Annotated in this window: 10 protein-coding genes and 1 pseudogene; 6 read left to right on the top strand and 5 right to left on the bottom strand. The window is 70.3% G+C overall.

The genetic code is table 11. From position 1 onward, the window contains the following. Positions 1-182: pseudogene (locus tag N4P33_RS06360) on the top strand (MFS transporter); the annotation flags it as partial. Between the two features lie 243 nt (positions 183-425). Here N4P33_RS06360 and N4P33_RS06355 read toward each other — a convergent pair. Next, positions 426-707: a metal-sensitive transcriptional regulator gene (locus N4P33_RS06355; RefSeq protein ID WP_061441644.1), complete on the bottom strand. Its 282-nt coding sequence runs from the start codon at positions 705-707 to the stop codon at positions 426-428. Between the two features lie 27 nt (positions 708-734). Continuing rightward, positions 735-1,691 carry a hypothetical protein gene (locus N4P33_RS06350; protein WP_061441643.1) on the bottom strand — a complete coding sequence of 319 codons (957 nt, stop codon included), beginning with the start codon at positions 1,689-1,691 and terminating at the stop codon, positions 735-737. Between the two features lie 176 nt (positions 1,692-1,867). Between N4P33_RS06350 and N4P33_RS06345 the strand changes: the two genes are divergently transcribed. From N4P33_RS06345 to N4P33_RS06330, 4 genes are all read left to right on the top strand, one after another. Further along, the gene (locus N4P33_RS06345) at positions 1,868-2,146 is read left to right on the top strand and encodes a heavy-metal-associated domain-containing protein (RefSeq protein WP_061441642.1); all 279 of its coding nucleotides are present in this window, start codon (positions 1,868-1,870) and stop codon (positions 2,144-2,146) included. Positions 2,147-2,235: 89 nt separating this feature from the next. After that, positions 2,236-4,494: a cation-translocating P-type ATPase gene (locus N4P33_RS06340; protein ID WP_260825269.1), complete on the top strand. Its 2,259-nt coding sequence runs from the start codon at positions 2,236-2,238 to the stop codon at positions 4,492-4,494. 430 nt (positions 4,495-4,924) lie between these two features. Continuing rightward, entirely contained in the window at positions 4,925-6,373 is a 1,449-nt protein-coding gene (locus N4P33_RS06335) for an MFS transporter (protein ID WP_199560842.1), read from the top strand. An 835-nt stretch (positions 6,374-7,208) separates the two neighbouring features. Next, the gene (locus tag N4P33_RS06330) at positions 7,209-8,648 is read left to right on the top strand and encodes an MFS transporter (protein ID WP_061441639.1); all 1,440 of its coding nucleotides are present in this window, start codon (positions 7,209-7,211) and stop codon (positions 8,646-8,648) included. A 442-nt stretch (positions 8,649-9,090) separates the two neighbouring features. Here the strand turns inward: N4P33_RS06330 and N4P33_RS06325 are convergent, their stop codons facing one another. The 3 genes from N4P33_RS06325 to N4P33_RS06315 form a co-directional block, all read right to left on the bottom strand. Beyond that, positions 9,091-9,993, bottom strand: a complete 903-nt coding sequence (locus N4P33_RS06325; RefSeq protein WP_061441638.1) for a F510_1955 family glycosylhydrolase — start codon at positions 9,991-9,993, stop codon at positions 9,091-9,093. Positions 9,994-10,086: 93 nt separating this feature from the next. After that, positions 10,087-10,722 carry a DUF305 domain-containing protein gene (locus N4P33_RS06320; RefSeq protein ID WP_061441637.1) on the bottom strand — a complete coding sequence of 212 codons (636 nt, stop codon included), beginning with the start codon at positions 10,720-10,722 and terminating at the stop codon, positions 10,087-10,089. 121 nt (positions 10,723-10,843) lie between these two features. Further along, positions 10,844-11,245: a DUF6153 family protein gene (locus tag N4P33_RS06315; protein ID WP_078884535.1), complete on the bottom strand. Its 402-nt coding sequence runs from the start codon at positions 11,243-11,245 to the stop codon at positions 10,844-10,846. A 281-nt stretch (positions 11,246-11,526) separates the two neighbouring features. Here N4P33_RS06315 and N4P33_RS06310 point away from each other — a divergent pair, with 281 nt between their 5' ends. Next, positions 11,527-11,964 (top strand): hypothetical protein, encoded by a 438-nt coding sequence (locus tag N4P33_RS06310; RefSeq protein ID WP_136236446.1) that lies wholly within the window; start codon positions 11,527-11,529, stop codon positions 11,962-11,964. Positions 11,965-12,070 lie beyond the last annotated feature (106 nt).

Here is a 12,070-nt window from a genome sequence, read left to right as displayed (position 1 = left end):
CCACCCACAACGGCACGCTGTCCGGCCTCCTCGCCGCACCGGTCACGATCGCCGGCGCCCTCGCCCCCTTCGCCGGCGCCGCCCTCGCGGCAGCCCTCGGCGGGTATCCCGCCCTCTTCTGGGTCCTCACGGGGATGTCCCTGGGCGCCGGTCTACTGGCAGCGGCTTCCAGCAGGCGCTGATCGGTGCTTGGGGACGGGGGCGCTCTGCACGGAGTGCTCGTTCACGCTGCTCGCGGCCCAGGCAGCCATGGTGGTTGCTGTGGCTCCCTTCGCCGGAGCAGTGCTCACCGTGCCACTCAGTGGGTACAGTCACCTCTTCGTGCTCCTGGTCATCATCGCCATGGCCGCCGCCTTCACCGCAACCTGGGGCACTCTTAACGCCGGACCTGGAGCGGGTAGTGAACCTGCCCTCCTCCCGATTCGTCAGGAGCGCACGAGGCGGGCGATGGCGTCGCTGGCTTCCTTCAGCTTGATGTCGCCGTTGCCGCTGCCGTCCGCTACGGCGGTGCGTACGCAGGTGTCCATGTGTTCGTCGAGCATCTGCAGGGCGAAGGACTGCAGGGCGCGTGTGGTGGCGGAGACCTGGGTGAGGACGTCGATGCAGTAGGTGTCCTCTTCCACCAGCCTCTGCAGTCCTCGGACTTGTCCTTCGATTCGCCGCAGTCGCTTGAGTACGTCTTCTTTTCGGTTGCTGTAACTGGCCACGGGCCTCTCCCTACTTCTTTCGATGGGTCAGTGCTGGTGGTTGCTCTCGGCGTGCTCTTCGCCTTTCGTCGGCTCCAGGGCATCGTCGGGTGCGGATTGTCCGGTGTGGGCGGTGAATGCCGCGGTCCGCACGGTGCCGTTGTGCTGGAAGTCGAGGAACAGGCGGTACGTTCCGGCACTGGGTGCGCTGGCGGTGAAAGAGACCTCGGGGCCAGCCTTGGTGGCGCCGTCGCCGGGCTCGCCGTTCGGGTGGACGTGGAGGTAGGCGAGGTCTCCTGAGCGCAGGGCGACCAGGTGACCGTAGGCGCCCAGGTAGGGCTCCAGGTCGGTGACCGGCCGGCCGTCACGGCTGACGCCGAGGGTCAACTCGCTCGCCTTGCCGGGGCGCAGGTCGCCTTTCAGAGTGACCGTGTAGCCGTCGATCGTGGTGGTGGCGGCAGGTTCGGGCAGAGGCGGTGCCTGGTAGGTGCCGGAGGCCGCGAGGTCCGCGCCCAGGGTGAGGTTGGTGGCGCCCTCGGCGGCGGGTGTGAAGTCGGCGAAGACGCGGTAGGTGCCGGCGGCGGGCAGGTCGACAGGGGTGCTCCAGGTGCCGTCGGCTGCCCGCGTGGGGTGCAGGTGGCGGTAAGTGACCAGGTCGCGTGAGGCGAGGATGAGGTGGAGTTCCTTTCCGTGCTCGCGCCGGTAGGAGGTCACCTGCCGTCCGTCCTGGTCGCGGATGGCAAAGCGAAGTTCGTTCTTCGCGCCTGCGGTCACGCGAGAGGTCTTGAGGTCCAGGGTGTATCCCGCCTCGGAGACCTGCAGGCCCGCGGGAGCTGCCTCCGTGTGTCCGCTGTGGCTGGACGGTGCCAAGCGGTCGTGCTCCGCGTGAGCCGCCGGTTCCGAGCCTCCGCCGACGGGGCCGATTACCCCGCCGACACCGTAAGCAGTGCCGAAGGTGGCCGCTAGCGCGGTAGCGAACACAGTGATCTTTACGCCGGTGTTCATGACGTGCCCTCTCCTCGGTGGTGCCGTTCCTGCTGGACCTGGCGCCGACTATATACCCCAGGGGGGTATTGGTAAGTAGCCCGTCGACGTTTGCCAAGGGTACCCCGAGGGGGTATATCTAGTGGGGTGTGCGACAGCGTACCCCCTGGGGGTACACAACTCATCTAGGAGGAACCATGTCCTGCTGCACTCCTGACGGAAGCTGCTCCACCGGCACCACCACGGCGACGGCTACTGCGGGCACCACCACCGTCTACAACGTGTCCGGGATGACCTGCGGGCACTGCAAGGCCACGCTCACCAAGGAGATCGGCGCGCTGGACGGTGTACAGGCGGTCGACGTCGACCTCGAATCCGGCCAGGTCACCGTCACCACGGCGGACGAACCCGACGACGCGCTGCTGGCCAAGGTCATCGACGACGCCGGCTACGAGCTCACCGGCCGCGCGGCCTGAAGGACCCACACCTCGGCCGGGCCCACTCGCGGGCCCGGCCTCTTCCCTCCCTGACTTTCCCTTTGCCTTGATCAGCCCAAGGAGTAGTGATGGCTACCACGGTCCCCGACACAGCCGAGGTGGAACTCGCCATCGGCGGGATGACCTGCGCGTCGTGCGCCGCCCGGATCGAGAAGAAGCTGAACCGGATGGAGGGGGTCACCGCGACCGTCAACTACGCGACGGAGAAGGCCAGGGTCAGCTTCACGGACGGGGTGTCCGTCCCGGAGCTGATCGCCACGGTCGAGGCCACCGGGTACACCGCCCGCGAGCCCGAGCCGGTACGGGCCGATGAGGCGCCGGGGGCGGCGGGGGCCGAGGAGACGGACGGGCTGCGGCCGCTGCGGCAGCGGCTGGTGACCGCGGTGCTGCTGGCCGTTCCGGTCATCGCGATGGCGATGGTGCCGGCGTTGCAGTTCGAGTACTGGCAGTGGCTGTCGCTGACCCTGGCGGCGCCCGTGGTCACCTACGCCGCCTGGCCGTTCCACCGGGCCGCGTTCACCAACGCCCGGCACGGCGCGGCGACCATGGACACGCTGATCTCGGTCGGTACGTCGGCGGCGTTCCTGTGGTCGCTGTGGGCGCTGTTCCTCGGCAGTGCGGGCACGCCGGGCATGACGCACCCCTTCAAGCTGACCATCGCCCGCGGTGACGGTTCGGGGAACATCTACCTGGAGGCCGCCGCCGGGGTGACGGCGTTCATCCTGGCCGGCCGCTACTTCGAGGCCCGCTCCAAGCGCAAGGCCGGTGCCGCGCTGAAGGCCCTGCTGGAGCTGGGGGCGAAGGACGTCACCGTGCTCCGGGAGGGCCGTGAGGAGCTGATCCCGGTCGGTGAGCTGAAGGTCGGCGACCGCTTCCTGGTGCGTCCCGGCGAGAAGGTCGCCACCGACGGCACGGTCGTGGAGGGCGCCTCGGCGGTGGACGCCTCGATGCTCACCGGCGAGTCGGTGCCGGTCGAGGTCGGCGTGGGCGACGCGGTCACCGGGGCCACCCTGAACGCCGGGGGCCGGCTGGTGGTCGAGGCCACCCGGGTCGGCGCCGACACGCAGCTGGCGCGGATGGCGAGGCTGGTCGAGGACGCGCAGAACGGCAAGGCCGCCGCCCAGCGGCTCGCCGACCGCATCTCCGGCATCTTCGTCCCGGTCGTCATCGCCCTCGCGCTGGGCACCCTCGGCTTCTGGCTGGGCAACGGCGCCGGCATCACGGCCGCCTTCACCGCCGCCGTCGCGGTCCTGATCATCGCCTGCCCCTGCGCCCTGGGTCTGGCCACGCCGACCGCGCTGATGGTCGGCACCGGGCGCGGCGCCCAGCTCGGCATCCTCATCAAGGGCCCCGAGGTCCTGGAGTCCACTCGCAGGGTCGACACCATCGTCCTGGACAAGACCGGCACCGTCACCACCGGCCGCATGACCCTGCTCGCCGTGCACACCGCCGCCGGCACCGAGGAGACCGAGGTACTGCGCCTGGCGGGCGCGCTGGAGCACTCCTCCGAGCACCCGATCGCACAGGCCGTGGCCACGGGCGCAGCCGACCGCGTCGGCACCCTGCCCGCTCCGGAGGACTTCGCCAACGTCCCCGGCCTCGGCGTCCAGGGCGTCGTCGACGGCCACGCCGTCCTCGTCGGCCGCGAGCAGCTGCTCGCCGAGTGGGCCATGGAGCTGCCCGTCGGCCTGGCCCGCGCCAAGGCCGACGCGGAGACGGCCGGCCGCACCGCGATCGCCGTCGCCTGGGACGGCGAGGCCAGGGCGGTCCTCGAGGTCGCCGACGCCGTCAAGGACACCAGCGCCGAGGCCATCACCCGGCTGCGCGCCCTGGGCCTCACCCCGGTCCTGCTGACCGGCGACAACCAGGCCGTGGCCGCCTCCGTCGCCCGCGAGGTCGGCATCGACCCGGAGCACGTCATCGCCGAGGTCATGCCCGAGGACAAGGTCGACGTCGTCAAGCGCCTCCAGGACGAGGGCCGTTCGGTCGCGATGGTCGGCGACGGGGTCAACGACGCCGCCGCCCTCGCCCAGGCCGACCTCGGCCTGGCCATGGGCACCGGCACCGACGCCGCCATCGAGGCCGGCGACCTCACCCTCGTCCGGGGCGACCTGCGCGCCGCCGCCGACGCCATCCGGCTGGCCCGCAAGACCCTCGGCACGATCAGGTCCAACCTCTTCTGGGCCTTCGCCTACAACATCGCCGCGCTGCCGCTCGCCGCCGCCGGACTCCTCAACCCGATGATCGCGGGGGCGGCCATGGCCTTCTCCTCCGTCTTCGTCGTCGGCAACAGCCTGCGACTGCGCGGATTCAGGGCCGCGGACTGACAACCGCTTCCCCTCCACAGCGCGGACGAGGGGCGGGCCACTGGGGCCGCCCCTCGTTGTCCGTCACGGTGCTCTCTCTGGGAGGGCTGCCGTTATGACTCACGAGAGAGACCGCGTGCGCAGCTGTTCCGGGCGGGTGAACGGCCTGCCGGTACCCCAGCCGGCATGCGGCGCCCACTCGACGACCGGAGTCCCCACAGCTCGGGTTTCGTCAGGACTGAGCAACAGACACCCTTTGCGTGGGGAGCTCAGGGCGCATGCCGTCTTTGTCGGGCCTGGTCGTCGTTGCATCACCCTCGGATTGGAATACCCCCCTCCGGTATGTTCTTATACCCGAGGGGGGTATCTGAGGTCGAGGTCGACGGTGGTTTCGGCCTCGTGAAGCTGACCCGGAGCCGAAGACTTGCGGGCACCGAATGAAGGAGACGACGTGACAACGACGACGAGGCAGCGGGCCGGGATGATTCCGCTGCTGGTCATCGCGACCGCCCAGCTGATGCTGGTGCTCGACGATTCGATCGTGAACATCGCGCTGCCGAGCATCCAGCGTGAGTTCGGCGTGACGGCGGAGCACCTGCCCTGGGTGGTCAACGCCTACATCCTCGCGTTCGGAGCGCTGCTCCTGCTCGGTGGCCGGATCGGCGATCTGTGGGGGCGCCGCCGCACCCTGCAGCTCGGGATCGCGGTCTTCGTGATCGCGTCCCTGGCGGGCGGGCTGGGGCAGAACGTCACCATGCTGATCGTCGCCCGTGCCGTGCAGGGCGTCGGAGCGGCGCTGACCGCCCCGAACGCGCTGGCGCTGATCGCGACCACGTTCCCCGACCGCAAGCTGCGTGACCTGGCGCTGTCCCTCTACGGGGCGATGTCCGCGCTCGGGATCGTGGTCGGACTGCTCCTCGGCGGTGTGCTGACCGACCTCCTCGACTGGCGGTGGGTGTTCTTCATCAACATCCCGTTCGGCCTGCTTGTTCTTCTCGGCAGCCGCACTCTGCTCGCTGCCGGGCGTCACTCCGGCCGGGTCGGCGCGGTGGGTGCGGTGCTGGGCACCGGCGGAATGGTCGCGCTCGTCTACGCGATCACGAGGTTCGGCGAGGACGGCTTCACCGACCCGGTCGCGCTGGTCCTCCTGGCGGCGGCCGCCGTGCTGCTCGTCGCGTTCGTCCTCACCCAGGCCCGCAGCGGCAGCCCTCTGGTGCCGCTGAGCCTGTTCAGGGACCGCAACCGCTCCGGCGCCTACCTGACCATGCTGCTGCTGGCCATCGGCCCGATGGGCACGTTCTACGTCGTCACCCTCTACCTCCAGCAGGTGCAGCAGTTCAGCCCCCTTCGCACCGGGGCGGCGTGGCTGCCGTTCGCCGCCGGGCTCGTGCTCGGAGCCGGAGCCGCCCCGAAGCTCCTGCTGAAGACCGCCCCCCGCTCCGTCGCCGCGCTCGGGGCGCTGCTGAGCGCGCTGGCCGCGTTCTGGTTCTCCACGATCACCGTCGACACGGACTACTGGCTGCACCTGGCGCCGGCGATGTTCGTCCTCGCGCTCGGTTTCGGTCTCGGCGTGCTCGCCCTGACCCAGGCCGCGGTCTACCGCGTCGACGCGGACAAGGCCGGGATCGCCTCGGCCCTGCTCAACTCCGCCCAGCAGATCGGTGTCGCCCTCGGCCTGGCCGTGCTCGCCGGGGTCGCCGCCACCGTCACCGCGCGGCCGGAGAAGGCCGCGCTGGGCACCGGCGAGGCACTGGTCGCCGGATACGGCACGGCCCTGACCGTCGCCGCGGGCGTCCTCCTCGCCGCCGGCCTCCTCGCCCTCACCACCCTCAGCGCCCGCCCGGCCACAGAACAGGACACGTCTGAGCCGGCAGGCACGAGCACCGCGCAAGGAAACTGACCGAACACTGCCCGCGCGCCGGAGTCGCTCTGAAGTGATCAGAAAGGCTCGGTGCGCGGGCTTGGCCGGTGTGTCCGAACGCGTGCAGTGACGACTGCCGACTGCACACCACGACACGGGGGCAAGGAAAGGGGGCTGGTCCTGCTGCACTGCGGCGACCCGGACCGCTGCAGCCTGCTGCCGCTCGCCCGCCTACTCGCAGACGGCTCCTCCGTCATCCTGCCGGACGTCCGCGATCACGGCTGCTCGACGTGTACCGACTCCGCCCGTCACACCTGGACCCAGCACACCGACGATGTCGGCGCCCGGCTGGATCATCTCGAGCTGCGCTGTGCGACATGGGACTGGGCGGCACCATCACGGTGTACGGCGTCCACGCGGCTTGGCCCCATTCTGCCGGTACTGGCTCCCGTGATCGGGTCCTCGACTTCTTCACCACCCGGCTGACCCTGTACACGGCAGCCTCGTGGGTCCGGCGCTTCGTGATCTGCCGTGGACAGGGCTCGCCAGGAGCAGCTCCTGGAGGTATCCGAGCGACCTAACCCGCGCGGGCCGAGGGTCGTCGGCATGGGCCGCGAAGCGGCAGGGCTCTCGGGACGGCCCCGCTCATCCGGTTACCTCCTTCCGGCTACGCAGGGCTGGGCGGGCTGCGGCCGCCCTCGGGTACCGCGCCTGCAGGCTGAGCCCTCCTCAATGAGCAGCGGGGCGGGGGCTGTCGCCACGACTGCCTCGACAGGGTTACGCAGACTTCTTACATACCCCTAGGGGGTATGTTATGTTCCCTGCCAGGTACCCCCAGGGGGTATGAAGCTCCGTATCTGAAGAGGGGAAGGCAATGCCAACTGTCAGTCCCAAGCGCTGGTGGGCGCTCGCCGTGCTCGCCACCGCCCAGTTCATGGTGATCATGGACACCTCGATCATCGGGGTCGCACTCCCCGAGATGCAGAAGGACCTCGGCTTCTCTCAGGGCGACCTGCAATGGGTGTTCAACGCCTACGTCATCGCCTTCGGCGGTCTCCTGCTCCTCGGCGGCCGCCTGTCCGACCTGCTCGGCGCACGCCGGGTGTTCACCGTCGGCTGGACCGTGCTCATCGGCGGATCGATCGTCGCCGCAGCCGCTCAGACCGCGTGGGTGGAAGTCGCCGGCCGAGCCGTCCAGGGCGTCGGCGGCGCGCTGATCGCCCCCGCCGCGATGACCCTGCTGATGACGCTGTTCGCCCACGACCCGAAGGAGCTCGGCAAGGCCATGGCCCTCTACGGTGCGGCGGCCCCGGCCGGTGGCACCGCGGGCGTCTTCCTCGGCGGGGTCTTCACCGAATGGCTCAGCTGGCCCTGGGTGTTCATCATCTACATCCCCATCGGCGCCGCCACGCTGGCCGCGACCAAGCTGCTCCCTGCCGTGGCCCCCCGCCGCGGAGCGATCGACGTGCTCGGTGCCGCCGCCGTCACGGCCGGCCTCGCCCTCGCAGTCTTCGCCGTGGTCCGCGCACCGGAGATCGGCTGGGGAGCCACCCAGACCGTGCTCGAACTCGTCGGCGCCGCCGCTCTGCTGGCGCTCTTCTTCGTACTGCAGAAGACGATGCGCCGACCTCTGATGCCGCTGGGTATCTGGCGCGTGCCGAGGCTCGGCTCGGCCAACCTGGCCATGGCACTGCTGGGCGCCGCGTGGATTCCCATGTGGTACTTCCTCAACCTCTACCTGCAGCAGGTCCTCGGCTACGGTGCTTTCGCCTCCGGCGCGGCGCTGCTGCCGATGACCGTGCTCCTCATGGTCTTCATGACCGCCATCACCGCGCGGCTGCTGGCCCGCCTCGGTGCCAAGCCGCTGATCGGCGGCGGCCTGCTCGTCCTCGCGGCCGGCCTGCTGTGGCTGTCGGCCGTCGAGCCGAGCGGCTCCTTCGTCGTCGACGTCCTGCCCGCCTCGCTGGTGGCCGCCCTCGGCATGTCGCTGGCGTACATCCCGGCGATGATGGCGGCCATGTCCGGCGCCCCGGCCGAGCAGGCGGGCCTGGCCTCCGGCATCGTCAACACCACCTACCAGATCGGTTCGGCCCTCGGCCTGGCCGCTCTCACCGCCCTGGCCACATCCCAGGGCGCAGGCCGACTCGGTGACCTGCCTGCCCTGACCGACGGCTTCAGCGCGGCGTTCACCGCGGCCGCCGCCATCGCCGCCGTCGGCGGTCTCATCACGCTCCTCGTGATGCGCACCGAGAAGGACGTGGCCGCCGCCAGTGCGGAGCAGCCCAGCGCGCTGGGTGAGAAGGCAGAGGTGTGAGCCGTGGACTGTGAAGCCGCCAAGGAGCGATGTCGCGGCCGGCGGTCCGTCAGATCCCTGTTCCCGGAACTGGCGGACCGCCGGCGCCTGTCACCACACCCATGACCGGCAAGCAATCCCAGGAGGGACTTCACCCATGGCCACACCGTCGTGGACCGTCACGATGCGCCGGGCAGCTGGACACCCCGTCGTCAAGATGACGGTCGTCGCGCTGCTTCAGGCCCTCGCGTCCCATCTCTCCCACCAGAGTCTCGGCCGTCCGTCCTGCGCGGACGCATGTGCCCGCCATCACGCCCGAAGCGGCCGCCCCTAAACGCTGCCCTGGCACGGGCCGGTCCAGCACGGCGACCACCATCGTCAACGACATACGCCGGACCTGCCCGGCCGAACCTGGGCGGGGTGGGCCGGAATCGCACCGATGGCTCCCCGAATGGTGACTCCGCTAGGTGCGATCGGCATCCGTTGCCGGGCGATGCAGGGACATCCAGGTTCGCCCGCTATCGACCGACTCGTAGACGGCGTCCGCGCTGTCTGCTGCCAGAAGGTGCTGCGTGGTCACCGCGGTCAGCACCCTGCCCTCTCCGCCCGCGGGCAAGCGGCCCTGCTCCGCCCATGTCCGCCCATCGAGGCTGGCGACGACCCGGCCGTCGGCCGTGAGCGCCAGCAGCTTGCCCGGATCCGGTTCCTCCACCGCGACCAGGTCGGGCGTCGAGGGGACGGGGTGGAAGGTCCGTGCACCGTCGTCACTGCGGGACAGCCCCGTGCCGGTGGCCGCCCACACGGTGGCCGCGCTGCTCGGATGGGAAGCGAGGTCGAGCGCCGATACCTTCGCGCCCTTGTCCCAGGAGCGGCCCCCGTCGGTACTGGCCCACACCCTTTTGCTCTGGCTGTCGAACCCGTACAGCGAATCACCGGCCTCCTCCAAGGCGTGGAAGTCGGCCTCACCTTCGGCGGAGAGAGCCTGCCAGGTGCGGCCAGCGTCCGTGCTCCGGATCAGGCCCAGGTGAGCTGGTCGAGTGCCGGTATCCGCAGGGCCGGGATGACCGCTGGCCAAGAACGTGGACGGGCCGGTCACGGTGAAACCCATGGTGTCCTGGTAGCGGTCGGCGACCCGGATCGCGCTCCCGTCCTCCAGGCGAAAAACGCCGTGGTGGCCGGCGGCATAGACCGTGCCGTCGGCCGGGTCGACGCCCAGGCCGTGCAGGTGTCCGGTGCCCGGATCGGGAAGCGCCCCTTCCTTGCCGGATTCGGTGGTGGTGTCGGTGGCGGAACACGAGGCGAGGAGCAGGCCGGCGGCCGCGAGCAGGAACAGGGCACGCGGACGGGGCAGCGGTATGCGAGTCATGGTGTGAGGTCCAGGCAGCGAGAAGGGAGACGAGGGGAGGGAGACCGGGGCGGGTGGACGCCTTCGGTGTCCACCCGCCCCGGCGTGCTGTGATCAGCCCTTGCCGAGCAGTTGGTTCATCTGCTCGATCTCCGCGCTCTGCGAGTCGATGATCTCTCCGGCCATCTTCTTGGCCGGTCCGTAGGCGCCGTCGGCCTGCTCGGTCTTCGCCATGTCGACCGCGCCTTCGTGGTGCTTGATCATCATTTCCATGAAGGCGGTGTCGAACGCCTTGCCCGAGGCGTTCTCGAGCTCGGTCATCTCCTCGGCCGTCATCATGCCGCCCATGTCGTGCATGGAGTGGTCCATGGCACCCTCGGCGGGCACGTCCTCGCCCCACGACGTCAGCCACCCGGAGAGCGTCTTGATCTCCGGGTCCTGGGCCTTCTTGATGTCGGCGGCGAGCTTTTTCACCTCGGCCGACTGCGCACGGTCGGGCGCCAGGTCGGCCATCTCGACGGCCTGGCGGTGGTGGGGGATCATCCCCTTCGCGAAGGCCACATCGGCAGCGTTGTGCTGCCCCTGCGACGCCGACGCCGGGGCGGACGAGGAAGCGGTGGCGGCGTGGCCGCCGTGTCCAGCCGAGCCGTCATCGTCACCGTTGCCGCCACAGGCGGCCAGGACCAGTGCTGCCGCGCCTGCGGCGGCTACGGCGGCAGTACGGCGCATGAGGGAACGCTTGCGGATCATGGTGGTGCAACTCCTTGACGCGCGCCGTTTCGCGGCACGCGGTGGGAACGGATGTAGAGCGTGCGGAAGCACGGCACCCGTCACCGGCAGGGCCGGGCGCACGGGAGCCGAGCGGGCCGCTCTATATGCGCAGGAGCTGCAGTTCCGACAGGTCGGGCGGTGCTCGGCCACCATGCGATGCCCCTGGGAACGCGGCAGCGGGCGCGGGGGTCGCAGGCGCGTTCAGCAGGGTGCCGGTCAGCGCGGGCGGCGTGTACGCCGAACCGATGCCGGCCGCCGCACACGTCCCATCGGCATGATCGAGATGACTCGAACCGCCATCCGTGTGCGTGCATCCCCCGCCCGCGTGAGGCACGCCGTCCGCAGGGACCATCACCATCTCGTGGCCGGTAGCCGCCTGCACCGCCACTGTCGCACCGGGGGCGAGGCCGTGCATGCCCAGCACTCCGGCCAGTACCGCCATCACCAGCAGCACGAACAGCCGCCCGGCAGGGCGGCTGCTTGATCGAGTACTCCTGGTCACGCACCCATCGTACGGGCCCTTCGCGAAAGCGCAGATGTGACGGCGCGACCGGCGGCCGTCCTCACTCGTACGCCTCCGTGCCCGTCTCTCGACCAGTTGGTGCTGACGTTCACCCGATCCGGTGGTCAGCGGAACCGGCATTTACGGGCAGTCAAGGCCGCTGCACGTCGCATTCGCGGACGTCCCAGCCGTGTCCGGCCCTGGCGCACGCCAGCAGAACCGTCGAACGGTAGATCCGCCCACAATGACCTTGCGCATGCGATTCATTACAGTCCGTCCTGATGTCTGCCTGGTCAGTACTACCGAGCACTCGGCCCCCGGCGCGCACCGCGGCGCCGCTGGTCGTGCTGCTCGCCGTGCTGGTGCACCTGCTGGCCTGCGCTCACGGACCGGTGACGGCCGGGACGGCACGGGCAGACGCCGCGCACAGCGCGGGAGCCTTCTGTGGACATACGCCGGGACCGGCCGACGACGGGATGGCGTCGCTGCAGAGCGCGCCGCCGCATGACCACCAGTCGCACTGCTGTGATCTGGACGAGCCCACGGTGCAGCCCTCCCGCGACATCCCCCTTGCTGACGGCCCGGCCCTCCATGTTCTCCGCGTCGAGCAGGGCACCCAGCCGTCGCCCACACGGCCCGGCGCGCAGGCATCGGCTCTCGACCCGGGTTGCTCGTCCACCGGACATACGCGGTCCCGTCTCGGCGTGTGGCGGACCTGATCGACCAAGCACCGCGGCCCCGTATCCGGCCGCGGCTCAGCAACCGATCACCTCCGCCCCCTCTACACGCGGCCCGTCGCTGTTCAGACACCGGCTGCCGGAGAAC

The sequence above is a fragment of the Streptomyces sp. 15-116A genome (genome assembly GCF_025290915.1).
Lineage (GTDB): Bacteria > Actinomycetota > Actinomycetes > Streptomycetales > Streptomycetaceae > Streptomyces.
The sequence above is the reverse complement of the archived record's forward strand: the minus strand, read 5'-3'. Positions and strand labels throughout refer to the sequence as shown.